Origin of the sequence: Streptomyces sp. NPDC048278, from assembly GCF_040652195.1 — a bacterium.
Taxonomy (GTDB): Bacteria; Actinomycetota; Actinomycetes; order Streptomycetales; family Streptomycetaceae; genus Streptomyces.
In genome coordinates this window covers 631542-655309 of the sequence record NZ_JBEZLP010000001.1, presented here as the reverse complement: position 1 = coordinate 655309, position 23768 = coordinate 631542, and the positions used below count along the sequence as shown (strand labels likewise).

The window sequence follows — 23768 nt, the reverse complement described above, 5'->3', positions numbered from 1 at the left end:
ATGCTGGCCGCGTTCGCCTTCAACACCACCGAGAACCTGCCCATCGGCCTGCTGCGGCCCATCTCCGCCGACCTGCGCGTGTCCCTCCCGGCCGTGGGCCTCCTCGTCACCGGCTACGGCGTGACGGTGGCCGCGACGTCCCTGCCCGTCGCCCAGGTGACCCGTGCGATACCCCGCCGCCATCTGCTCACAGGAGTGCTGGCGGTGTTCGCGCTGGCGAGCTGGGCGCCCCTGGCGATCGGACGGTCCTACCCGGGACTGCTGGCGGCCCGGATCGTGACGGCGCTGGCCCAGGCGCTCTTCTGGGCGGTCTCGGGTCCGGTGGCCGTCGGTCTCTTCCCGCCCTCGCGGCGCGGCCGGATCATCGGCCTCGTGTCGGTGGGCGGTTCGCTCGCCCAGGTGCTGGGGGTGCCGGCCGGCACCTGGCTGGGGATCGCATGGGGCTGGCACACACCGTTTCTGGTGCTCGGCGGGGTCGGCCTGGTCGCCCTCGCCGTGGTCGCCGCGCTGCTGCCGACCACGGCTCCCGGCCAGGGGCACGCCGCGCGCGGAACCGCCCCCGACGCCCGCCGTTTCACCGCCGTCCTGGCCGCCACGGCCCTGTCGGCCACCGGCGTGTTCACCGGATTCACCTATCTGACGGCCTTCCTGACCGGCACCGGGCGGTTTCCCGACGCCTCGGTGAGCGTGCTGCTGACGGTGTACGGCGGTGCCGGGTTCGCCGCCGTGGTGCTGGCGGGTACGGTCCTCGACCGCTCTCCGCGTGCCGTGCCCGCGCTGCTGGCGGCCGGCCAGACGGCGGGACTGTGGGGGCTGTACGCGAGCGGCGGGCACGGCCGGGCGGTCACCGTGGGCGCTCTGGTCCTGCTCGGGGTGTCCACGGGGCCGTTCTTCATGGCGACCCAGAACCTGGTCTTCCGCACGGTGCCGGGCCGCACCGAGCTGGGACTGGCCGGGAACTCCGCCGCCTTCAACGTGGGCGTGGCGGCGGGCGCGTCGGCGGGCGGCCTCCTGCTGCCCACCGTCGGAGTGCGCGGGCTGTTCCTCGTGGGCGGGCTGGTCACGGCCGTGGCGCTGGCGGCCCTGCTGGTCCCGGTGGGGCGAGCGGAGGGGGCGGTGACCGGCGGGAGGGACAGCCGGCATGAATGACAACCGAAAGATCCGGCCCGCGCCTCCGGGCCCGCGGCTAGCCTTCCCTCCGTGATCGACGGCGACGATTTCCGCTCGGGGAAGGTGGCCCATGAGGACTGTGACCGTCATACCCGGTGACGGCATCGGCCCGGAGGTCGTCGAGTCCGCGCTGCGGGTGCTGGAGGCCCTCGGCACGGACCTCTCGCCGGACGTCCTGGACCACGTGAACGCGGGCACGTACCGGCGCGAGGGGACGGCGCTGTCGGACGCCGACTTCGCGCGGATCTCCGCCAGTTCGGCCACCCTGCTCGGCGCCGTGGGCCACCCGTCGCTGGAGCACACCGACTATGTGCGCGGAGTGCTCCTGCGGCTGCGGCTCGGCTTCGACCTGTACGCCAACTACCGGCCGGTGCGGCTGTGGCACGACCGGCTCAGCCCCCTGCGCGACCCCGCGCACCGGGGCTTCGACTGCGCGATCGTCCGGGAGAACACCGAGGGCCTGTACAGCGGTGTCGGCGGGGCCGTGCATCCGGCGTCGCCCTGGGAGACGGCGATCGACGCGGAGGTCAGCACCCGTCACGGCGTCTCCCGGATCCTCGACTTCGCCTTCTCCGTCGCCCGTCGGCGGGTCTGCATGGTCGACAAGGCCAACGCCGTCCGGTCCGGCGGCAGTCTGTGGCAGCGTTGCTGGGAGACCGCCGCCGGGCGGAACCCGGGGGTGGCCGCGTCCCACCTCTACGTCGACGCCGCCGCGATGCGGCTGGTCACCGACCCGGACTCCTTCGACGTCATCGTCACCAACAACTCGTACGGCGACATCCTCAGCGACCTCGCCGCCGCCCTCGCCGGCGGCATCGGCCTCGCCCCCTCCGCCAGTCTCAACGGCACCACCGGCTACGGCCTGTTCGAACCGGTGCACGGCACCGCACCGGACATCGCCGGCACCGGTACCGCCAACCCGCTGGGCGCCATCCTGTCGGCCGCGCTGCTGCTGGCACACCTCGGCCACGACGACGAGGCCCGGGCGGTCCGGCAGGCCGTAGGCAGCGCCGTCGCGGCCGGCCGGGTCACCCCGGATCTCGGCGGCACGCTGGGCACCGCCGGCACGACGGCCGCCGTGCTGGCCGCCCTGTGACCGGCGCCGCCCCGGCCGGTCGGTGCCGCGCCGGCCGGCGGCTCACCGGCCCGGATAGCGCGACGGGTCCTCGCCGGAACTGGTCCTGATCACCTCGGCGACGGTCAACTCGTAGAAGGAGTACCACTGTTCACGGCCGAGCCGCTGGGCCTCCTGGTGCTCGGGGTCGGTGCGCCAGCGCTCCAGCGTCTCCGGGTCGCGCCACCACACCAGTGCCAGCCGCTCACCGTCGTCCGAGGTGTAGTTCTTGATGTGGACGAGGTCGTCGCCCGCGAGTTCCCGGACCCGCCTGGCGAGCCGGTCCTCCGTGATGTCGTACTCCTTGTCGGCGCGTTCGGAAAGGCGCGACCTGAACAGCACGAGGATCACCATGGCCTCCACACGTCGGGACGGTTCGTCAGCACAGCGGTGACCGGGACAGCACGTGTCCGCGCAGTTCCCGGTCGGGGATCCGGTCGGCGGTGCCCGGGTGGCGGTCCTGGATCTCCCGGACCAGCCGCCGCAGCCGCCGTTCGCCCTCCTGCGCCTCGGCGTAGCTCTCCTCGGTGAAGGCGCAGCGCTCGTACAGCGGGACGAAGCGGTCGGGGAACAGCGCGGACAGGCGCCGGCTCAGTGCCGCCGCCTCCTCCGCTCCGGGGTCGGGCAGCCGCGACATGGTGCGGTAGTGCTCCAGCGAGACGGCGGAGACCGCGTCGGCGTCCGGCCTGCGCTGCCGCTCGTACGCCGCGAGCCCCGCCGACCAGTCGCGCTCGCCGTCCAGGCAGGCCACCAGCACGCGGACGTCCTCGAAGGAGCAGTTCATGCCCTGGCCCATGAAGGGCGCCATCGCATGGCAGGAGTCGCCCACCAGCGCCGCCTTGTCCTCCCAGACCCAGGTGTCGCAGTTCACCAGCGCGATGTGCGAGACCGGTCTGGCGGCCAGCTGCTCGCCCAGGTCCGGGATGGCCCGGGCCAGTTCGGGGAAGGCCCCGGCGAACTGGTCCGCCGCGGGCAGACCGGCGGCCACCGCGGCGTAGGACGGCGCAGGCCCCTGTCTGCGGAGGAAGACACAGCCGGTGAACCGGTCGGCCGACAGGGTGGGGAAGGCTCCGAAGAGGGCGTCACCGGCCGGCCAGTAGTGCATGTTCTCCCGCTCGCACCAGGGGAGTTCCAGCGTGATCTCCTGGTAGGCCAGCTCCAGCGTGCCGACGTGCTCCCGTGCGCCACGTGCCGACAGGGCCGCGCGGACGGCGGAGTGCGCGCCGTCGCACCCGAGCAGGTGCGCACAGCGCAGCACGCGGTCACCCGACGCGCCGCGCACCCGGACCTCGGGGGCGTCCAGGTCGACTCCGACGACCTGTTCGCCGAACAGGATCCGCACGCCGGGCGTGGCCTCGGCGGCATCGAGCAGGATGTGCTGCAGGCGGGCGCGCTCCACGGCCCAGATCGGCGCTCCGTCCCTGCTGTACGCGGTGAGCGGGGTGCCGCCGTCCGGCAGGTGCCCGCGGCGGCCGTGCAGCGGTACGGAGATCGCCCGGACCCGCTCCTCCAGACCCAGTTCGCGCAGGACCCGCCAGCCCCGCGCGGAGAGGATCACCGTGAGCGAGCGGCCGCCGGCCGCAGGGGCCGTGCGGGGGTCGTCTTGGCGTTCGAGCACCGTCACCGGACCGTACCGCCCGGCGAGGTACATCGCGGCGACGGGCCCCACCAGCCCCGCGCCCACGACGACGGTCCCCGGGCTGCCGGCCGTCCGGAAGCCGTCCCGCTCAGCCATGCCGGCTCCCCGTGCCGCCGGCCGCGGTCACCGCCGTTCCCCGGGGGCCGTCGTGTCGTGCTCGTGCAGGAGCCGCGCGAGCCCGGCCAGGGTCTCCGCCTCGAAGACCGCGCGCATCGGCAGGCGCACGCCCGTCTTCCTGCGCAGGACGCTGACCAGCCGGGCCGCGACCACCGAGTTGCCGCCGATCCGGAAGAGGTTGTCGCCCGGGTCCACGCTGTCCAGGGCCAGCAGCTCCCGGACGGTGGCGTACAGCACCTCCTCGTGCGAGTGCGGGACAGCCGCTGGGACGCCCGTCGGAACGCCCGCCGGGGCGGTTGCAGGGGTGGCCGCCGGGTCGGCCGTCGCCCGGGTGCGGTCCGCGTCGGCCCGGCCCCGCAGGGCACGGCGGTCGATCTTGCCGTTGGACAGCGTGGGCAGCACCGGAAGCACGGTGACGCGCGCCGGCACCATGTGCTCGGGCAGCCGCGCCACGAGGAACTCCCGCAGCTCGCCGGAGCCGGCCCCGGCCCCGGCGCCGGGCCGGAGCGTCGCGAAGGCGACGACCCGCGCGTCGGCGAGTGCGCCCGTCACCACGCAGGCCGCGATCTGCACCGCCGGGTGCCCGGTCAGACAGGCCTCGATCTCGCCGAGCTCGATCCGGAAGCCGCGCACCTTGACCTGGTCGTCGGCACGGCCGGCGAAGTGGAGCTCACCGGCGGGTCCGCGCCACCCGCGGTCGCCCGAGCGGTACATCCGCGTCCCGGGCGGGCCGAAGGGGTCGGGCACGAACCTGGTCGCGGTCAGTCCCGGCCGGTTCAGATAGCCGCGGGCCAGGCCGGAGCCGGCGAGGTACAGCTCGCCCTCCTCGCCGTCGGGGACCGGCCGCAGGCGCTCGTCCAGGACATGGACACGGCCGCCGGTCCACGGGCGTCCGATCGCGGTGTCGGACGGGTCCTCGACAGGACCCGCGATCGACACGCCCACGGTCACCTCCGTGGGCCCGTACCCGTTGAACATGCGGCGGCCCGGCGCCCACTTGGCGATCAGGGTCGGGGTGCAGGCGTCGCCGGTGGACATGATCGTGCCGCCGGGCAGCACCCCGTCGCTGTCGGTGATGCTCAGCGCGACCGGGGGCAGCACCGCGTGCGTGATGTCGTACTTGACCAGGGTCTCGTGCAGGTTCTCACCCGGCAGCAGGTCGTCCGCGTCGGCCATCACCAGGGTGGCCCCGGACAGCAGGGCCAGGGTGAGGTCCCAGAAGAACGCGTCGAAACTGACCGAGGCCCACTGCAGCACGCGCTCGCCGGGAGCGGGACCGAACCGTTCGGTCTGGGTGGCGACCAGGTCGCGCACCCCCTCGTGGGACACGAGAACGCCCTTGGGGCTGCCGGTCGAGCCGGAGGTGTAGATCACGTACATCAGATGGTCCGGTCGCAGCGGCCGGCGGAGTTCGTCCGCCGTGACGGCGGCACCGCTGTGGCGGGCGCACCGGGCGGTGAACTCCGGGTCGTCGACGACGACCTCGGGGAGGTCCGCCGCGGGCAGTGCCACCTCGCCCGCGCGCACCAGCAGCACCGGGGCGGCGTCGTCGACCAGGTACGACAGCCGGGCCGCCGGGTACCTGGGGTCGAGCGGCAGATAGGCGCCGCCGGCCTTGAGCACGGCCAGCAGCACCACGACGAGCTGCGCCGAGCGCGGTACGGCCACCGCGACCAGGCGGTCCGGACCGACCCCGTGCCGGATCAGCTCGCGGGCGAGCCGGTTGGCCTGCTCGTCGAGCTGCCGGTAACTGAGACCGGTGTCCTTGTGGACGACCGCCGGCGCGTCCGGCACGCGTGCCGCCACCGCCGCGAAGAGCTCGGGTACCGAGGCGGGCAGCGTCCCGGTCACCGGTCGTCCTCCCGCTGCTCCCCGGCGTCGAGCGCGGGCCGGACCCGGTGGGCGAAGAGTTCCAGGCTGCGCCGCATGGCGGCCGGCGGCTGCTGGCCGTAGTCGATCTGGAAGAGGATCACGTCGGGGGTCAGCGCCTCGCGGATCTCGCGCAGTTGGCGCAGCGCGCCGGCCGGCGAACCGATCACGGCCAGACCGGCGTCCTCGCTCGCGCCCGAGCGGTGTTTGTCGACCATGGCCTCCCGGTAGCCCTGGTACGACGCGGAGGCGCGGCCCTGCCAGGAGCCGGCCGCCGCCGCGAAGGTGTCCCAGTGCCGGCGCAGATGCTTTTGACCCAGCTCACGGGCCTCCTCGTCGGTGTCCGCCAGCATCAGCGCGACGCTGATGGCGACCTTGGGCCGGCGCCCCCGGTTCTTCTCGGCGCCGAGGAAGCAGGCGCGGTAGAAGTCGATCATCTCCTTGACCTGGCCCGTCTTCTCCCGCGTCGGCGCCGAGGCCACGAGCAGGTTGTAGCCGGACTCGCCGATCCACTGGAAGCTCGACCTGGTGACGAGCGCCGCCGTCCACACCGGAGGATGGGCGAGCTGGGTGGGCGGCGGTACGGAGGACACGCCCGAGTAGCGGAAGAACGGGCCGTCCTCGTCGACCTTCGGCTCGGTCCACAGCCGGACCGTCGCGTCGACGGTCCGCCGGAAGCGGTCCGTGCTGGTGTCCATGTCGACACCGAACGCGTCGAACTCGTAGGGCAGGAAGGCCCGGGCGAACCCGACGTCCAGCCGACCGCCGCTGATCGCGTCCAACTGGGCGGTGCTCGCGGCCAGTTGGATCGGATGATGGAAGGAGGCCTGGATGCCGCCGGTCATCAGGCGGACCCGGTCGGTGGAGACCGCCACGGCGGACAGGAAGGCGAGCGGGTCCGGGCAGTACCCGCCGTAGGGGTGCAGGTAGTGCTCGGTCATCTTGACGTACTCAAGGCCCAGCCGGTCCGTCAGCCGGGCCACGTCCAGCAGGTTGGCGTAGTACTCCTGCGGGGTGCGGTCCTGGGGGCCGGTGTCCGGCAGGATCGATATGCCGTACTCGGTCATGCTGTCCTCAACTCCTCGCGCGCTGCTGGATCGTGGTGCCCGCGGCACCGGATGCGTCGCCCGGCCGGCCCAGGGCCCAGTAGCCGCGCAGTCCGTAGAGCAGGGGGTCGGGCGCCGTGCCGGCCCGCGCGGTCACGGCGAACACCTCGCCGAAGACGACCGCGTGCTCGCCGACGTCCACGGTGCGGGTGACGCGGCAGTCGGCGACCGTGTGGGCGTGCCGGGTCAGGTGCGGCCCGCCGGAGCCCGGCTCGAAGGCCCAGGGCACCCGTGCGAAGCGGTCCGTCCCGCGGGCGGCGAACAGCTCCGCCACCGGCCGTGCGTCGCTGCCGAGCAGGTTCACCGCGAACCGTGCCGCCTCGGTCAGCGAGGCCAGGGTGCGGCTGCCCTGCTTGAGGCAGACCAGCAGGGTGGCCGGTTCGTCCGACACGCTCGACACGGCGGTACAGGTCATCCCCTGCGGGCGGCCGTCCCGTCCGGCCGCGGTGACGACGGTGACACCGGCCGGGAAGGACGCCATCATGGCCCGGAACCGGGGCGGGGGGACCGCGGCCGGGGCGGCCGGCCGCCTCAGCCGTTCCGGCATGCCTGCTGCCGTGCCAGATAGTCGGCCTGGGACGGCAGCCGTTCGACCAGGGCCGCCGACTGGACGCGCACCCGGTCGAACTCCCGCAGCGCCGCGGTGCCGTCCAAGTGCGCGAGCACCGGCCTGGGCCGCACGGGGAGTCCGCCCAGGCCGAGGAGCATGGCGGTGTACGAGTAGGGCTCGAAGCCGTGGAAGCACGGGTGGACGGAGTCCGCGTCGGGCAGTTGGTGCCGCCAGTCCTCGACGCGGGCGGCGAGCGCGTCGGGCAGCGGCCGGGTCTTGGCGTCGCGCCAGTAGGCGTTGTCGGCGCGGCCCGCGGCGTAGTAGTGCAGGACGAGGAACTCGCGCACCCCGTCCATGACCCCCGCGACCTGCCGGTTGTACGCGCGGCGCAGCGCCTCGTCGTCACCGCCGTCCGGGAGGTGCCGGACCAGCTGCTCGACGCCGTTCTGGATGAAGAAGATCCCGGTCGACTCCAGGGGCTCGACGAAGCCGCTGGACAGTCCGATCGCGACGCAGTTCCTCACCCAGGACCGCTCGCTGCGGCCGATGCGCATCCGGATGTGGTGGGCGGGCAGGTCCGCCGCCCCGGGGCCGACGAACTCCCGCAGCGTCCGTTCGGCCTGCTCCGGGGTGCAGTAGTCGCCGGCGTAGACGTAGCCGGTGCCCAGCCGGCCGAACAGCGGGATCGTCCAGATCCAGCCCGCGTCCTGGGCCGTCGCCGTGGTGCAGGGCCGCATCCCCTGCTGCGCCACGTCGACCGGGACGCGCAGGGCGACCGCGCTGTCGTTGGGGAGGCTGTCCTGGTACGACCGGAACGGCTCCTCCAGCGCCTTGTTCAGCAGCATCCCGCGGAATCCGGTGCAGTCGACGTACAGGTCCGCGCAGAACTCGCCGTGTTCCTTCGTCAGTACGCCGCTGATCGCCCCGGTGTCGTCCAGACGCACGTCCAGGACGTCGTCCAGGATGTGCCGGACCCCGCGCTCGGTGCCGTACCGGGTGAGGAACCGTGCCAGCAGGGCGGCGTCGAAGTGGTAGGCGTACGGGAACTGGGTCGTCGGGCCGTCCGGTGTCTCGAAGAGGTCGCCGTCGGCGTGGCGCGGCGAGCGCTTCGCGTCGCACAGGGCCGCCAGCACCGACGTGTCGTGGTCGTACCGGTCGCTGGGGCGCTTGTGCAGCCACCAGTCGGCGAGCGGGAACCCGTCGACCACGCGAGGGCGTTCGAAGGGGTGGTAGAAGTGGTGGCCCGGGGCACGCCAGTTCTCGAAGCGAATCGCCAGCTTGTACGACGCATGGCATTCCGGCATCCACTCGTGCTCGGCGAGTCCCAGGTGGGCGAAGAAGTGCCGGACCGTGCTGAAGGTGGCTTCGCCCACGCCGATCGTCGGGACCTTCCTCGATTCCACGAGCGTGACCCGGAGACGGTCGCCGAAGGAGGCCTTGAGATATGTGGCGGTCATCCAGCCGGCCGTGCCACCGCCGACGATGACAACACTGTCAACCATGTTCCCCCATCTCGGTTCTCCTGCTGCACGACTGCTGCACGACCGCTGCGTGACTACTGCGTGACAAGGAATTCGGTGTGCCGGAACTGCCCGGCATCCTCCCAGTGGCTCCGGTCGCCAAATCAGCCGGGAAAAGATCCCTGACAGATTTTTCCGGGTTCTTTCGCCGCCCGTTGACAGGAATTGCCGCACGCCACACGCTGAGGCGAAGTGTCGGTTCTTCTCCGGGGAGTTGCCTGTGTCCGTGAACCCGTTCGACGACGAGACGGGGCGGTTCCACGTCGTGGTGAACGACGAGGGGCAGCACGCGATCTGGCCGGATTTCGCGGCCGTACCGGCGGGCTGGCGCAGTGTGGCCGGCCCGGACAGCCGTACCGCCTGCCTGGCCCACGTCGAGGAGCACTGGACGGACCTCGGGCCCGCCGGTCCGCGCCGCTCGGGCTGACGGCGGGGCTCAGCGGGCCGTGTCGGTGAGACCGGCGTGCAGGGAGCCGCGGATGCCGCGCAGTTCGGGGAAGGGCACGGTGATGCGCCGGGCGAGGTACTCCGTGCCGCTGGTGCCGCCCGTGCCCTCCTGCGCGCCGACCATCGAGGACATCAGGGCGAGGTGGGCGACCTTCCACCGCCAGTAGCCGTTGCCGACGTCGAGCAGGGCCTCGGCGATCCGGTGCAGGGCGCCGGCGGCGAGCCCCGCCCGGCAGACGCCGGGGACGGACCGCCCGCGGTGCGCCGCCGCCGACTCGAAGGCCCGGTACAGGGTGCCGTCCGTGCCGTCCCCGCCGATCATCCGGGCCAGCGCCCCGAACTGGTCCGACTGCGCACCGCTCGCCGTGCCCAGATGGGGCCGGAACTCCACGAAGCACCGCAGCGGCAGCCGCTCCAGCACGACGACCTGTTCGTGCATCAGCCGCAGCACCCCGCTCGCCCGCCCGAGGAGTTCCGCACCGAGGTCCAGGTCGTCGTCGCCGGACCGCGCCAGGAGCAGCTCCACGACCGCGTCGAGGTCGGCGAGGACCTGCTTCAGCCACAGCTCGCTGCACTGGTGGGCCACGATGAAGAAGTGCTCGGCCAGGTGCACGGCACGGTCGGCGCCGGCGGGCGCCTGCGTCTTCTGCAGGGACAGCAGGGTCGCCGTCTGCACGTAGTCCGAGTAGGTCAAGCCGGTCATGACTGCCTCCGCAGCGTCAGTTGCCGACGGGGTCCTGGATCTCCTGGGCGAGGCTCTCCGGGTCCACGAACGTGTGGAAGTGCGATCCCGCGCGTCGCGTCAGCGTGAACGGGCCGGTCGTCGTCTCCGCCCATTCGGGCAGGTGGGCGTCGTCCACCAGGGGATCGCCGATGCCGTGGTAGCAGCGCACGGGGCAGGTGAGGACGCCGGTGCCGGAGGCCGGCCGGTAGGTCTCGTGGGCCGCGATGTCCGCGCGCAGCGTCGGCAGCAGGATGTCCGCCAGCTCCTCGTCGTCCGCCACCTCCGGCGGCATCCCGCCCAGGGCGCACACCTGCGCCCACAGGTCCGCGTCGCGGGCCAGGTGCATCCGTCCGGTCCCCGCCCGGCCCGGCGGCGGAGAGCCGGACACCGTCAGGCTCTCCGGCGGCCGGCCCGCGGCGGACAGCCGTACGGCCGTCTCGTAGGCCACGAGGGCGCCCAGGCTGTGCCCGAACAGGGCGCAGGGCACGGGCTCCAGCCGGGCGAGTCCGTCCGCGACACCGGCGCTCATCTCCCGCACACCACGCGCGAGGGGCACCCCGAACCGGTCCGAGCGCCCCGGGTACTGCACCGCGAGCAACTCGGTGCCCGGCCGGATCCGGGGAATCCAGGAGACGTAACTCTCCGCGGTTCCGCCGGAATGCGGGAAGCACACCAGCCGTCTCGCCGGGGCCCGTTCGTCCGTCAGGTTCCTGAGCCACGACTGTCGGGGGCTCGCCATGAATCCGGTTCCCTTCTCGCGGCGGGCTCGCCGGGCTGTCGCGGAAATCAGGAGACGGTCGTCCGGCTTTCGCCTCCTCGGCAGTCTTTCGTCTCCGTGGCGACGGCAGGTGGCGAGAGAAAGATTTCGGCAATGAATTCCCCGTGCCCCGGAGCGTTCTGCGACGATCCCGATGCCCAAAAGAACCGCTCTGCCAAAGGAGTTCGGCAGTGAGCAGTCCCGACCCGGGTGTTCTCGCCGTGCATACCGTGGATCTCACCGATCCCGCGGCATTCGCCGGTCGGGATCCCTACCCGTTCTGGCGCCAGGTCCGCGAACGGCACCCCGTCTACTGGCATGAAGGCACCGCGGGCAGGCCCGGATTCTGGGTCGTCTCCCGCCACGCGGACGTCGTCGCCGGGTACGCGGACGCGGACGCGCTGGGCTCGCGGCGCGGCACGGTGCTCGACGTGCTGCTGCACGGCGACGACTCGGCGGGCGGCCGGATGCTGGCCGTCACCGACCGGCCCCGCCACCGCGACCTGCGTGCCGTGCTGTGGCGGGCGTTCGCGCCGCGGCATCTCGACCGGGTCGCAGAGCGGGTGCACCGGCTCACCGAGCGGCTCGTCGACGAGGTGACCGGCGCCGGCACCTTCGACTTCGCGGCCGAGGTGGCCGAGCGCATCCCCCTCACCACCATCTGCGAGCTGCTCTCCGTTCCCGAGCGGGACCGTGCCGACCTGCTGCGGTACAGCAAGGCGGCCTTCACCACCGGCGGCCCGGACGACGGCGACCTGGATCCCGTCGAGGCCCGCAACGAGCTCGTCCTGTACTTCATGGACCTGGCCGAGAGCCGCCGGGCCGCTCCCGGCGACGACGTCGTCAGCATGATCGCGACGGCCCGCGTCGACGGGGAGCCGCTCACCCTGGAGGAGGTCGCCCTCAACTGCTACAGCCTCATCCTCGGCGGGGACGAGTCGTCCCGGATCTCCGCCGTCTGCGCGGTCCGGGCCCTCGCCGAACACCCCGGTCAGTGGCGGGCGTTGCGGGGCGGGGAGGTCGATCCGGACACCGCGGTCGAGGAGATGCTGCGCTGGGCCACGCCCGGACTGCACTTCGCCCGCACCGCCCGGCGGGACCTGGTGATCGGGGGGCGGCGGGTCCGGGCGGGCGACATCGTGACGCTGTGGAACATCTCCGCGAACAACGACGAGACGGTCTTTCCCGACCCGCGCGCCTTCGACCTCGGCCGCTCCCCGAACAAGCACGTCACCCTCGGCCACGGACCGCACTTCTGCCTGGGCGCCTTCCTGGGCCGGGCCGAACTGCACGCGCTGTCGGCGGCGTTGGTGAACCGCGTCGCCGGGATCGAACTGCGCGGCACCCCGACCGCGATCCGGTCCACGTTCCTGCACGGCGACAGCAGCCTCCCCGTCAGCTTCCGGCCGCGATGACCCGCCGACGCGGCCGGGGAGACGCGTGGCCGGCGCCGGCGTCAGGGCGTGGACCGGCCCCGGCCGGCCGGACCGGCCACGGCCTCCGAGGACCGGACGGTGGGCCGGTCGGGTCCGAGCAGGGCGCCGGGCAGTACGGCGATACGCGTCCGGGCCGGCCGGGCCGGGTCCGCGACGAGTTCGGAGGCCGCGACCCGGTCGTCCGCGATCGTCAGGGTGACCACGGTGTGGAGCCGGCCGAGCGGGGCGATCACCAGGCCCACGGCCCGGTCGACGAGCGCGGGTTCGGCGTGCCGGGCCGCCGCCGCGCCGAAGTGGGCGATCTCGCGGCCGACGGTGTCGGCGCCCTCGGCCCGTTCGGGGCGGCCGGGACCGAGAACCGTCCGGTCGGCGCGGCGCACCACGTCGGGGGCGAGGACGTTCAGCACGGCATCGAGGTCACCGGAGCGGGAGGCGGCGAGGAAGGCCTCGACGACCCCGCGGTTGCGGGCCGGCCCGGCGGCGTCGGCCACGGGGCCGCCGCCGGCCTTGTGCCGGGCGCGGCTGGCGAGTTTCTTCGTGGTGGCGGTGGTACGGCCGACGATGACAGCGATGTCACCGAACGGCACGGCGAACATGTCGTGCAGGACGAAGGCCACGCGCGCGTCGGGGCCGCGGGCGGGGCGTGGCGGTCCGTCGGGCAGCTGGTCGTGCGCCGTGTCCTGCTCTGCGCCCTGCATCACCGGTCACCTTTCCTGGCTGCCGTACGTCATACCTGGGGAGCTCTCCTCGGACCACGCCTGTTCCAGTGGTGTGGGTTCGAGGAGGTAGCCGCGGCCCCAGGCGGTCCCGATGCCGAGGCCGACCGCGGCGATCCGGCGCCGCAGCCGCATGATGTGCAGATCGAGCGCGTTGCGGGTCGGGGCGGGCACGCGCCGGGCGAGCTGCTGTTCCAGTTCGGACCGGTACACCACTTCCTCGAAGTGGGCGATGAACAGCTCCATCAGCTCGGCCTGGGTGCTCGACACGGTGAGGGACCGGGTACCGAAGGACAGCACGCCCGTCGAGTCGACCGTCGGCGTCCTGCGGCCGTAGGCCCGCTGCCGCAGTGCGTGGACGCGGGCCTCGACGTCCTCGCGGGAGGCCGGGGCGCGGACCCAGTCCTCGGACGGGGCGGTGCAGATCGGGGGCAGGGCACCGCCCTCCACGACGAGCAGGCAGGGGATCCCCTGGCGCCGGTAGACGGTGCGCAGGCCGGCCTCGGCCGGCCATCGTATGAACTTGATCCGATCGGTCAGGGCAGGCAAGGCGTCATCTCCAGCGGGCTCTATTCACGGTCTCTGGTGCGGGATTCCAGCCGGGCGAGCAGCACCAGACTCAGCAGGGCGATGACCACGAGGGCGAGGACTCCGGCGCGGAAGGCCTGGGTGTAGGAGTGCTCGCCGAGAGCGGAGCGGTAGGCGGCGCCGACCGCCGCCACCCCGAGAGCCCCCGCGAACTGGGAGGTCATCAGGATGCCGCCGGAGGCCGCACCCACGTCGGCGGTGGCGACGCCGCGCAGGGCCAGCGAGAGCAGGGACGGCAGGACGAGTCCCTGTCCCATGCCGCACAGGACGAGGCCGGGCTCCATCCAGAGCGCCCGGTCGAGCGTGCCGGCGCCACCGCCCGTCCAGGCGCCGAGCGGCAGGTAGACCAGTCCCAGCAGGATGCAGACGGTGCCGCCGAGGAGCGCCTTGCGGCCGAACCGGGGCACCAGGCTGCGGGCGGCCAGCGAGGCCAGCGCGAAGGCCGTGCCGAGCGGCACGAACGCCAGTCCGGCGGCGACCGGGGAGAGCCGCACACCGTCCTGCATGTAGAAGGCGAGGACGAGGTAGAAGCCGGAGTTCCCGCTGTAGAAGGCGAGCGCGGTGGGCACGCCGTTGGCGAATCCGGGCAGCCCGAACAGCCGCAGCGGCAGCAGGGCCGATCCGCTGTCGGCGGGGAACCGGGCCTCCCAGCGCAGGAACAGCGCGAACACGGCGAGCGCGGCGGCGAACGTCGGCCACACCCACAGCGGCCAGCCGGTCTGGGCGCCGAAGACCAGCGGGACCAGCAGCAGCGGAATGGCCAGCGAGATCAGCAGCACGCCCACGGGGTCGAAGCCGGGCCGGGTCGCGGCATCCTGCCGGCGCGGCAGGAAACGGGCGCCGACCAGGACCGCCGCCAGGCAGAAGGGGATGTTGACGAGGAAGATCAGCCGCCAGCCGAGACCGGCGACGTCGGCCTTGATCAGCACCCCGCCGAGCACCTGCCCGGTGACCGACCCGCAGCTCAGCGTCGCCCCGTACAGCCCGAGGACACGGGCGTGCTCGGCGGGCGGGAACAGCACCTGGATCAGCGACAGCACCTGGGGGAGCATCAGCGCGGCGCTCAGTCCCTGGAACAGGCGTACCGCGATCAGCTGGTCGGCCGAACCCGCCAGCGCGCACAGCGCGGAGGTGACCCCGAAGCCGCCCATGCCGTAGAGGAACATCCGCCCGCGGCCCCACAGGTCGCCCAGGCGTCCGCCGGTGATCAGACCGACGGCGAAGGCCACGATGTAGCCGCTGATGACCAGTTGGACCTGGGCGAAGGTGGCGTGCAGCTGGGTCTCGACGGAGGGCGCGGCGATGTTCACGATGAACATGTCGAGCAGCGCCATGAACGGCGCCACCAGGAGCACCAGCAGAGCCACCGTGCGTCTGCGGTGCGCGTCGGCGTGCTCCGGTTCCGTGCGGTCGGCGGTCGTCTGCCCGCGGACGCCGCTCAACGGACCTCCACCCCGGCGAGCCGGCCGGAGACCTCGGCGGCGATCCGTGCCGGGCCCGCTCCGGACCAGACCGAGTGGTGGTCGCCGGGCACGGTGACGACCTCGGCCCCGTCGAGGACGCCGTCCCAGGTCCGGGCCACCGGGGGCGAGTCGGCGGCCTGCACGCACAGGGTCCGGCCCCGCAGGCCGGGGCGGGCGCGGTGCGTGTACAGCGCGTGGACGTGGGCGCGGAACACGTCGTAGCGGCGGTGCAGCAGGGCGGGGGCGAGGTCGGCGAGCAGTGAGTCGCCGGTGGTCGCCGCGGCGAAGAAGGGTTCCGGGGCGGACTCCTGCGGCAGCGCCGCGAGCGTGGCGCGGACCTCCTGGGCGGGCAGGCCCGCCTCGGCGAGCATGTCCTGGACGAAGCGGCGCAGCAGTTCCGGCTCCGGGGGGACGGGAGCGGGCGTCGGGCAGGTCGAGTCGACGAGGACCAGCAGGGCGACGTCCGTGCCCGCCTCCTGGAGCCTGAGCGCCGTCTCGTGGGCCACCACCCCGCCGAACGACCAGCCCAGCAGGGCCGCCTGACCTGCCGGATGGCGGGTGCGCAACAGGGCCGCATACCGTTCGGCCAGCTCCGCGACGTCGGCGACGGGGTGGGCGGCGTTGTCGAACCCGGGTGCCTCGACGGCGAGGACCGGCCGGCCGGCGACGAAGGACCGCCCGAACGGGACGTACGGGAACGGCGAGCCGGAGACGGCGTGCACGCAGTACAGCGGGGGCCGGTCGCCCGTCCCGCCCACGGGCAGCAGCAGGGTCTCGTCAGACATCGGTGGCGCCTTTCTTCTGTTCCGTGCCGAGGAGCCGGGCGACCTCCGCGGTGACGTCCTCGACCGTGGGATGCGCGAACAGGGTCCTGGTGCTCAGCTCCGCGCCGAGCTGCTTCTGAATCCGCCCGACCACCCGCATGGCCTGGAAGGAGGTGCCGCCCAGTTCGAAGAAGCCCTGGCCGGGGCGGATGTCGGCGCCGTCGAGCACGGCCGAGAAGATCGCGGCCACCTGGGGCTCCAGCTCGCCGCGCCACTGCCCGGCAGCCGTCCGCGCCCCGTCCGGGTCCGGTCCCGGCTCGGGCAGCCGGCGCCGGTCGACCTTCCCCGAGGAGGTGAGCGGCAGCTCGTCGAGGAGCATCCAGGCCGAGGGGATCATGTAGGCGGGCACGGCGTCGGCCAGGACCCGGCGCAGCTCCGCCACGTCGAGGGCCGAGGGCTCCGGGGTCCCCACATAGCCGACGAGCCGCTTGGCGCCTTCTTCCGAGGTGCGCAGGACGACGGCCGCGGTGGTCACGGCGGGGTGGCGCAGCAGGGCCGACTCGATCTCGCCGGGCTCGATCCGCAGCCCGTTGAGCTTGACCTGGTCGTCGCGCCGGCCGTGGAACTCCAGGGCGTGCTCGGCGTTCCAGCTCACCAGGTCGCCGGAGCGGTACACCCGCTCGCCCGGTCCCCACACGTCCGGCACGAACTTCTCGTCGGTCGTCCCGGGTGCGCCGAGGTAGCCGCGGGCGAGTCCGGCGTGCCCGCCGATCAGCAGCTCGCCCGGGATGCCGCGCGGTACGAGGTTGCCCCAGCGGTCGACGACGTAGAGCAGCCGGTTGTGCTGCGGGCGGCCGATGGGCGGCACGGTGGTCCGGGTGCGCCCGTCGCAGACGTGGTGGGCGCAGGCGACGGCGGCCTCGGTCGGGCCGTACATGTTGACCATGAGCCGCCCCGGCAGGTTCCACTTGTTGACCAGCTCGGCGGCGAGCACGTCCCCGCCGGCCATCAGATGGCGCAGGTGCGGGTACGGTTCCGGTTCGAGCAGGGCGAGCAGGGCGGGCATCAGGCCCGCGTAGGTGGCCTCGCTCTCCCGCAGGAGCCGCGCCAGCCCGCCCGGGGAACGGGCCGTGTCGGGCGGGACGAGGACCAGCGTGGCGCCGACGGTGAGAGCGGTGAAGATCTCCCCCTGCGCCATGTCGAAGGTGAGCGCCGAGAACTGCAGCAGCCGGTCCTCGGGGGCGAACGGGAAGACCTTCCGGTAGCCCTCCACGAAGCAGGTGAGCGCGGCGTGTTCGATCACCACGCCCTTGGGCACGCCGGTGGAGCCCGAGGTGTAGAGAACATAGGCGGCGGAGCGCTCCGTGGCCCATTCCCGGAGCGGCTCGTCGTCCCCGGGCGCGGTGGCCGGGCCGGCGTCGTCGACGAGCACCGTGTCGCGGCCGGCGGCGGGCGGCACGGCCTCCCGGAGGCCCTCGCGGGTGATCACCAGGCGGGCACCGGCGTCGGCCAGCAGCAGGGCGAGCCGGGCCTGCGGCTGAGCGGGGTCGAGTACGGCGAAGGCGCCGCCGGCCTTCAGCACCGCGAGCTCGGCCACCAGTGCGTCCAGGTCCTTCTCCAGGACGACGGCCACCACGTCACCGGCCCGCAGACCCGCGGCCCGCAGCCGGCGCGCCAACCGGTCCGCCCGGCGCTCCAGTTCGGCGTAACCGATCCGCCGATCCCCGCAGACGGCCGCCACGGCGTCGCCGCGCAGCGCCGCGGTCCTGGCGATGCGCACGTGCAACGGCTCGGCGGGCAGCGGGAGTTCGTCCCCGGCGCCGGCCCGGGACAGCGCCTCCCGCTCGGCCGCGGCGAGCAACGGCACGGCGGACCGCCGAATTCCGGGATCCACGGCCACCGCTTCCAGCGCCACCGTCAGATGGCCGGCCAGGGCCTCGATCCGCCAGGCGTCGAAGAGTTCGGTCGAGTACTCCAGGTCCAGGGTGATCCGGTCCCCGGCGTCGAAGAAGTTCACGGCGAGGTCGAACCTGGACTGCGGGATCCTGGTGCCGACCGTCTCGACCGTCGCCTGCGGCAGGTGCAGCCCGTCCTGTGCGGCCGGGTCGGCCACCAGCTGCACGGAGACCTGGAACAGCGGGTTGCGCCCGGGCTCGCGTACCGGCCGCAGGCGCTCCACCACCCGCTCGAAGGGCACCCAGCCGTAGTCGTGCAGGTCGATGGTCTGGTCGAGGACCCTGTCCAGCAGCTCCCCGAAGGCCGGGTCGTCGGACAGGTCCGTGCGGAAGACGACCATGTTGACGAAGTGCCCGACGACCCCCTCGGCCGCCGGGTCGCCCCGCTCGCCGAGGGGTACGCCCAGGGGAATGTCGTCCTCGCCGGTGTAGCGGCTGACCAGCACGTTCACCGCCGCCGCGAGGACGACGAACAGGGAGACACGCCTGCTGCGGGCGAGCTGCCGCAGCCGGGAGACGAGTCCGGGCGGCAGCTCCCGGCGGACGTGGTCGCCGCGGGTGGACGGGGCGGCGCCGCGCAGCCGGTCGGCGGGCAGTTCGGGCACGGGCAGCCCGCTCAGCCTGCTCTCCCAGAAGTCGAGACCGGCGGCGAGTTCTCCGGGTTCGTCGACCTCCTCGCGGCGCCGGCGCACCCAGGCGCTCCAGGACGGGGATCCCTCGGGGGTGCCCGGAGCGGAGTCGTCCCGGTAGTACTCCAGCAGGTCGGACACCACCAGGCCCAGTGAGGTGCCGTCCACGACGATGTGGTGGAAGACCAGGGACAGCACGTGGTCGCCGGGGCCCAGCCGGAGCAGCAGGAAGCGGTGCAGGGGGCCTTCCCGCAGGGCGAAGGGCCGGGCCGCCTCCGCGGCGAGCAGGTGGTCCAACTCGCTCTCGGCGGCGTCCTTCTCCTGCCAGTGCGCGGGTCCGGGCGGCGCCAGGAGCTGGACGGGGCCGCCGTCGGTCTCCGGGAAGCGGACGCGCAGCGCCTCGTGCCGGGCGACGACCCGGTCGGCCGCGGCACGCAGCCGGACGGGGTCCAGCGAGCCACGGATGCGTAAGGCCAACGGGACGTTGTAGACGGGCTGTCGTGGGTTCAGCCGGTCGAGGAACCAGAGCTGTTCCTGGCCGTGCGTGAGCGGAAGTCGCTGTTCCTGGGCGTTCGGCGTCGTCATCGTCCCCTGCTCTCGCTCGTGTTCTCGCCCGCGAACATGAAGTCGACCATCAGGCCGATCTGGGCGGCCAGCATCCGGCCGCCGTCGACGGTCGTGCGGCCCGCCGCTGCCGCCGCCGTGAGCAGCGCCGTCGGCCGTTCGGAGATGACGACGTCGGCGACCACGTGAGCCCCGGTGAGCGCTTGGGGCGGCACCGGCGGTCCGTCCCCGGGGCGCATGCCGACGGCGCCCGCGTTGACGACGAGGTCGTAGCCGCCGCGCGGCGCGGCCACGCTCGTGACGTGGACGCCGGGGACCGCGGCCGAGACCCGGTCCGCGAGCGCGCCGGCCCGGGCCTCGGTCCGGTTGACGATGTGCAGTTCCGCCACGCCGTGGTCGGCCAGCGCGAGGGCGATCCCGGAGGCGGCGCCGCCGGCCCCGGCCAGGAGTACGCGCGTGTCCTTGACGGTGCCGCCCGCGTCCTGGATCGCCCGCACCATCGCCTCACCGTCCAGCATGTCGCCGGTGAGGTCCCCGTTCGGCTCGCGGCGGATCACGTTGCAGGCGGCGGTGCGCGCCACGCGTGGTCCGGCCGTCGTCAGCAGGGGGACGACGGCGTGCTTGTGCGGCATGGTGACCACGGCGCCGCGGAAGGTGCCGGCGGCGCGCAGCGCGGTGACGACCGGGCCGAAGTCCGCGACCGCCACCTGCACGGGCATCATGCGGGCGTCCAGCCCGCGCCGTTCCAGTTCGGCGTTGACCAGCTCCGGGGAGCGGGCCTGGACGACCGGGTCGCCCAGCAGCACCGTGAGCGCGGTGCGCCCGGTGATCGGTGCGAATCCGGCCGGCATCACGAACCCGCCACGGCCGGGGCGGGCACGGCGTCCACGGCACCGGCCGGCAGCAGCCGGGTGAGGTTGCCGGACAGGATCAGCTGCTGTTCGCGCCGCTTGACGCCGGCGAACACCGTGGGCCCGTGCACCACCTTCTCGACCAGCCGGGTCAGGCCGTTGGTCATCCGGTTCAGCGGCCAGTCCGTACCGAAGACGATCTTGTGGTTGAGGCCCAGCCGGAACAGGCGGTTCAGGTGGGCCTCCCAGCCGTCGGGGAAGGCGGTGCCCGCGAAGCCGCCGATGTCCAGGTAGACGTTGCGGCGGTAGGAGGCGAGGTAGCCGGTGACGTCCAGGTGGACCAGACCGCCGTGTCCCAGGATGAAGTTGACGCCGGGGAAGGTGCGGGCGGCGCGGTCGATCTGAAGCGGGTGCGCCGGCTCGTAGGCGAAGCTGCCCGCGGTCGGGCCCGTGTGCAGGAAGACCGGCAGGCCCCGCTCGGCGCAGATCTCGTAGTAGGGGAAGAGCCCTTCGTCGGACGGCGAGTAGCCGCACGGCGGGTAGAGCTTGATGCCCTCGAAGCCGTACTCGGTCACCTGCCGTTCGAAGTCCCGCAGCCCCTCCTTGCCGCGCCGGGGGTCCACGCCGATGAACACCCAGAAGCGGCCGGGGTGCCGCCGACGGATCTCGTGGTGCCGGGCGGCCATCTCGTCGAGGGAGAGCCGCATCGGATGCACCATCCCGAAGTCGGGCACCAGCAGGACCGTGCGGGCGATGCCCGCACGGTCCATCTCCTGGACCAGCTCGTCCGCCAGGTCATCCCGGTGCTGGGCCTGCAGGGCGTTGAGCGCCCGTCCGGGACGCGGCTTGATGCCCTCGGCGGTGTGGCGCCGCTCGATGTTGGCCGCGACGTCGGACACGAAGCGTTCCGGGATGAAGTCCGCTGACGCCACATGGCAGTGCGCGTCGAAGATGACGGGCAGGTCGGTCGGACCGGTCACGGGTTCTCACTTCCGTTCGTTCGGAGGGTCAGGCGTCGGTGGCGTCCGCCGTGGGGAAGCAGTAGGCCAGCAGCGCCCGCAGCGAGACCGCGCCGGCCTCCTCCGCGTGCTCGAAGTCGAACTCGATGCCGGCCTCGTCCTCCAGGTAGGCGATCAGACCCGTGAAGCCCATCGAGTCCAGGACTCCGGCGGCGAACAGGTCCGTCTCGGCGTCGAGTTCGCCGTCGTACTCGCCCTCGTTCCACTCGACGACCCAGTCGAGCAGCTTCTTCTCCAGGGCCGCAAGGTCGACTGCCATCACTGTGCTCCCGTCTGCCCGGCGGGCTGCCGGTTTCCCGTGAGGAGGCGATCGATCGTAGCCCCCATGATCATCTTTCGCTGTGAGCGCTTGATTCCCGCGAACACGGTCGAGCCTTCGCGGAACTCCCCGACGACCTGGGCGAGCGTCGCCGAGAGCCGGAAGGCCGGCCAGCTGGAACCGAACACGATCTTGTGGTTGAGGCCCAGCCTGAAGACCCGGTTGAGGTGGTGCTGCCACCCGTCCGGGTCCAGTACGGAGACGAAGCCGCTGACGTCGACGTACATGTTCGGCCGGTAGCCGCACAGGTACATCGCCTCCTCGACGTGGGTCACCGCGCCGTGCCCCATGACGAAGTCGACGCCGGGGAAGTCCCGGGAGGCCTGGTCGAGCAGCAGCGGCTGTCCATAGGTGAAGTCCAGGGCCTGCCAGCCGGGGCCCGTGTGGCTGAGCACCGGCAGTCCGCGTGCCGCGCAGATCTCGTAGTACGGGTACAGCCGCCGGTCGCTGGGGGAGTATCCGGCCAGCGGGTACAGCTTCATGCCCTGGAAGCCCAGTTCGTCCACGCAGCGCTCGAAGAGGGCCACCCCCTCGTCGCCCGCCCGAGGGTCGACGCCCCACAGGACGCGGAACCGGCCCGGGTGCCGGCGCAGGATGCCGGCGTGCAGCTCGGCCAGTTCCACGGGGGTCAGCTTGGCGTCGGCGACATGGGTGAAGTCCGGGACGATCAGCACCGACTCGGCGACACCTGCGGCGTCCATCTCCTTCACCAGCCGGTCGGCGTCGTGGTCCTGGTACTGGGCGTGGACGCGGTCGTGGATGCGGTCCCGCTTGACCGGCTGGCCCATCGCCGCGAGCCGGTGATAGGCGTTCTCCGCCTGCTCGTCGATGTACTCGGGCGGGATCGCGAGGTCGCTGCCCAGGTTGACGTGGGCGTCGATGATGCGGACCGGCTCCGGGCCGGACGTGGTGGTCATGCGGGTCACCCCTTGCTCTCGCGGCGGGCCGACAACTCGGCGAAGTACTCCTCGACGGCTGCCCGGCGCAGCTTCATGTTCTTGGTCTGGAAGCGGGGCTCGGAGTGCAGCGGGTGGTCGACGAAGACCAGGCTGCCCAGCCTGCGGTGCTGGTCGACGGTGGTGTTGACCTTCTCGATCGCGGCCCGTGCCGCCGCCTCGCCGTCCGCGGTGACCGGACCGGTGAGGCTCACCACCGCACCGAGTCGTCCGGAGTGGCCGGAGGAGACCACGACGAGTTCCGCGACCCCCTCGGTACCGGCGAACAGGGCCTCGATCTCCGCCGGGTTGACCTTGCGTCCGCTGCCGAGGGTGATCACGTCCTTGCGCCGGCCGCGCAGGGTGAGGAATCCGTCGCCGTCCAGCGTGCCGAAGTCGCCGGTGAGGATGGATCCGTCGGGCAGGAAGGTCGGTTCGGCCGCGGGGTCCACCTCGAAGTAGCCGAGGCTGAGCGGGGCCTCACGGGTGATGACGAGTTCGCCGTCCTCGGTGAAGGTGACGGCGCTCGGGTCGATCAGCCTGCCGACGGTACCGGCGCGCCGGGCCCCGGTGGTGTTCCAGGCGATCATCCCGCTCTCGGTCATGCCGTAGGCCTCCAGCAGACTCAGCCCCGCCGCCGCGTAGGCGTCCAGGGTCGAGGTCCGGATCGGGGCCATGCCGGTGATCATGAAGCGGATCCGCCCGCCGAGGAAGGCGTCCAGGGGCTGGCCCTTGCCCGCCTTGCGGTGCAGCTGGAGCGTGGAGTCGTAGAACACGGGGGGCGCGATCAGGAAGGTCGGCCGCTCGCTCTGCAGCGCGGCGAAGACCCGCTGGAACGGCGCGAGGGCCAGGTCGGCACCCGCCCACAGGCAGCAGTACACGGACAGCCGCTGCTGGTAGTTGGAGAGCGGCAGGAAGATCAGGTGGCGGTCTTCGCCGGTGACGCCGAAGGCCTCCAGGAAGCGGTTGATGACGTACTCGGTGCCGCTCCGGGAGATCCTGAGCCCCTTCAGGGATCCCGAGGTGCCCGAGGAGAACACCAGGCTGTGCAGGTTCGGCAGGTCCTGGGCGGGGGCGTCCAGGTGCAGCCGGCGCCCCGTGAGGCGGTCGCCGGGGGAGAGCAGCGGACCGCCGGCGGTGCCCTCGGTCCCGGCCTCCTCCGCGACCAGCGCGACCAGCCCGGCCTCGGCCAGGAACGCCTCGACGTCGCCGGGCACCGGGGTGCCGTCCGGCACCGCGTACAGGTGCGCCCCGAACTCCAGCGTCGCCAGGTCCCAGACCAGCCACTCCAGACTGTTGCGGGCGTTGATGCCGATCAGCTGGCCGGGGCGGACCCCGGCGGACCGCAGGTCCTCCACCCGCTCCCGCACCCTGTCGGCCAGCTCCGCGTGGCTGACCTCCCGGCGGGTACCGCCCACGGAGATGTCCACCACCACCGCGTCGTTGCCCGCGTAGTGGTCGAGCAGGCCCTGCAACCGCATCTCTTCGCTCACTGTCGCCTTCCTTTCGGTCCGCC

At 73.0% G+C, this 23768-nt stretch carries 22 protein-coding genes; 4 read left to right on the top strand and 18 right to left on the bottom strand.

Translation table 11 applies throughout. The features are described from left to right. The gene (locus AB0D74_RS02995) at positions 1-1149 is read left to right on the top strand and encodes an MFS transporter (protein ID WP_362579821.1); all 1149 of its coding nucleotides are present in this window, start codon (positions 1-3) and stop codon (positions 1147-1149) included. Between the two features lie 91 nt (positions 1150-1240). Then, on the top strand, positions 1241-2266 hold the full coding sequence (locus AB0D74_RS02990) for an isocitrate/isopropylmalate family dehydrogenase (RefSeq protein ID WP_362579818.1): 1026 nt from the start codon (positions 1241-1243) through the stop codon (positions 2264-2266). A gap of 42 nt (positions 2267-2308) precedes the next feature. On the opposite strand, the gene AB0D74_RS02985 is transcribed toward AB0D74_RS02990, so the two are convergent. Genes AB0D74_RS02985 through AB0D74_RS02960 form a run of 6 tightly spaced genes read right to left on the bottom strand, consistent with a single transcriptional unit; the run spans position 2309 to position 9067 of the window. Further along, positions 2309-2638 carry an antibiotic biosynthesis monooxygenase gene (locus AB0D74_RS02985; protein ID WP_362580163.1) on the bottom strand — a complete coding sequence of 110 codons (330 nt, stop codon included), beginning with the start codon at positions 2636-2638 and terminating at the stop codon, positions 2309-2311. Between the two features lie 25 nt (positions 2639-2663). Continuing rightward, positions 2664-4019: an NAD(P)/FAD-dependent oxidoreductase gene (locus AB0D74_RS02980; RefSeq protein WP_362579815.1), complete on the bottom strand. Its 1356-nt coding sequence runs from the start codon at positions 4017-4019 to the stop codon at positions 2664-2666. A 27-nt stretch (positions 4020-4046) separates the two neighbouring features. Further along, positions 4047-5891: a non-ribosomal peptide synthetase gene (locus AB0D74_RS02975; RefSeq protein ID WP_362579812.1), complete on the bottom strand. Its 1845-nt coding sequence runs from the start codon at positions 5889-5891 to the stop codon at positions 4047-4049. After that, positions 5888-6976: an LLM class flavin-dependent oxidoreductase gene (locus tag AB0D74_RS02970; RefSeq protein WP_362579809.1), complete on the bottom strand. Its 1089-nt coding sequence runs from the start codon at positions 6974-6976 to the stop codon at positions 5888-5890. Before AB0D74_RS02970 ends, AB0D74_RS02975 begins: the two co-directional genes overlap by 4 nt. 7 nt (positions 6977-6983) lie before the next feature. Then, positions 6984-7562, bottom strand: a complete 579-nt coding sequence (locus AB0D74_RS02965; RefSeq protein WP_362579806.1) for a flavin reductase family protein — start codon at positions 7560-7562, stop codon at positions 6984-6986. Then, positions 7547-9067: a tryptophan halogenase family protein gene (locus AB0D74_RS02960; RefSeq protein WP_362579803.1), complete on the bottom strand. Its 1521-nt coding sequence runs from the start codon at positions 9065-9067 to the stop codon at positions 7547-7549. The genes AB0D74_RS02965 and AB0D74_RS02960 overlap by 16 nt, the downstream gene beginning before the upstream one ends. A 238-nt stretch (positions 9068-9305) precedes the next feature. Between AB0D74_RS02960 and AB0D74_RS02955 the strand changes: the two genes are divergently transcribed. Further along, positions 9306-9512, top strand: coding sequence for an MbtH family protein (locus AB0D74_RS02955; RefSeq protein ID WP_362579800.1), 207 nt, complete (start codon positions 9306-9308; stop codon positions 9510-9512). A gap of 9 nt (positions 9513-9521) precedes the next feature. Here AB0D74_RS02955 and AB0D74_RS02950 read toward each other — a convergent pair whose 3' ends face one another. Further along, positions 9522-10235, bottom strand: coding sequence for a tryptophan 2,3-dioxygenase family protein (locus AB0D74_RS02950; RefSeq protein WP_362579797.1), 714 nt, complete (start codon positions 10233-10235; stop codon positions 9522-9524). Between the two features lie 16 nt (positions 10236-10251). Beyond that, positions 10252-10995 (bottom strand): alpha/beta fold hydrolase, encoded by a 744-nt coding sequence (locus AB0D74_RS02945; protein ID WP_362579794.1) that lies wholly within the window; start codon positions 10993-10995, stop codon positions 10252-10254. 209 nt (positions 10996-11204) lie between these two features. Between AB0D74_RS02945 and AB0D74_RS02940 the strand changes: the two genes are divergently transcribed. Next, positions 11205-12428 carry a cytochrome P450 gene (locus tag AB0D74_RS02940; protein WP_362579791.1) on the top strand — a complete coding sequence of 408 codons (1224 nt, stop codon included), beginning with the start codon at positions 11205-11207 and terminating at the stop codon, positions 12426-12428. Positions 12429-12469: 41 nt separating this feature from the next. Here the strand turns inward: AB0D74_RS02940 and AB0D74_RS02935 are convergent, their stop codons facing one another. From AB0D74_RS02935 to AB0D74_RS02890, 10 genes are read right to left on the bottom strand one after another with little or no spacing between them, the layout of a single operon-like run. After that, positions 12470-13147: a hypothetical protein gene (locus AB0D74_RS02935; RefSeq protein ID WP_362579788.1), complete on the bottom strand. Its 678-nt coding sequence runs from the start codon at positions 13145-13147 to the stop codon at positions 12470-12472. 6 nt (positions 13148-13153) lie between these two features. Beyond that, a complete protein-coding gene (locus AB0D74_RS02930; RefSeq protein ID WP_362579785.1) occupies positions 13154-13714 on the bottom strand; it encodes a winged helix-turn-helix domain-containing protein in 561 nt (186 codons plus the stop codon). 20 nt (positions 13715-13734) lie between these two features. Next, complete coding sequence (locus tag AB0D74_RS02925) at positions 13735-15195, bottom strand: MFS transporter (protein WP_362579782.1); 1461 nt, start codon at positions 15193-15195, stop codon at positions 13735-13737. Next, positions 15192-16001, bottom strand: coding sequence for an alpha/beta fold hydrolase (locus AB0D74_RS02920; protein WP_362579779.1), 810 nt, complete (start codon positions 15999-16001; stop codon positions 15192-15194). Before AB0D74_RS02920 ends, AB0D74_RS02925 begins: the two co-directional genes overlap by 4 nt. After that, the gene (locus tag AB0D74_RS02915; protein ID WP_362579776.1) at positions 15994-19149 is read right to left on the bottom strand and encodes an amino acid adenylation domain-containing protein; all 3156 of its coding nucleotides are present in this window, start codon (positions 19147-19149) and stop codon (positions 15994-15996) included. The genes AB0D74_RS02920 and AB0D74_RS02915 overlap by 8 nt, the downstream gene beginning before the upstream one ends. Then, entirely contained in the window at positions 19146-19979 is an 834-nt protein-coding gene (locus AB0D74_RS02910) for a hypothetical protein (RefSeq protein ID WP_362579773.1), read from the bottom strand. Before AB0D74_RS02910 ends, AB0D74_RS02915 begins: the two co-directional genes overlap by 4 nt. Continuing rightward, positions 19979-20959 (bottom strand): amidohydrolase family protein, encoded by a 981-nt coding sequence (locus tag AB0D74_RS02905; protein ID WP_362579771.1) that lies wholly within the window; start codon positions 20957-20959, stop codon positions 19979-19981. Before AB0D74_RS02905 ends, AB0D74_RS02910 begins: the two co-directional genes overlap by 1 nt. Positions 20960-20987: 28 nt before the next feature. After that, entirely contained in the window at positions 20988-21257 is a 270-nt protein-coding gene (locus AB0D74_RS02900) for an acyl carrier protein (RefSeq protein WP_362579768.1), read from the bottom strand. Then, positions 21257-22234 (bottom strand): amidohydrolase family protein, encoded by a 978-nt coding sequence (locus tag AB0D74_RS02895; protein WP_362579765.1) that lies wholly within the window; start codon positions 22232-22234, stop codon positions 21257-21259. The genes AB0D74_RS02900 and AB0D74_RS02895 overlap by 1 nt, the downstream gene beginning before the upstream one ends. Before the next feature lie 5 nt (positions 22235-22239). After that, positions 22240-23745, bottom strand: coding sequence for an AMP-binding protein (locus tag AB0D74_RS02890; RefSeq protein ID WP_362579762.1), 1506 nt, complete (start codon positions 23743-23745; stop codon positions 22240-22242). Between the last annotated feature and the right edge of the window lie 23 nt (positions 23746-23768).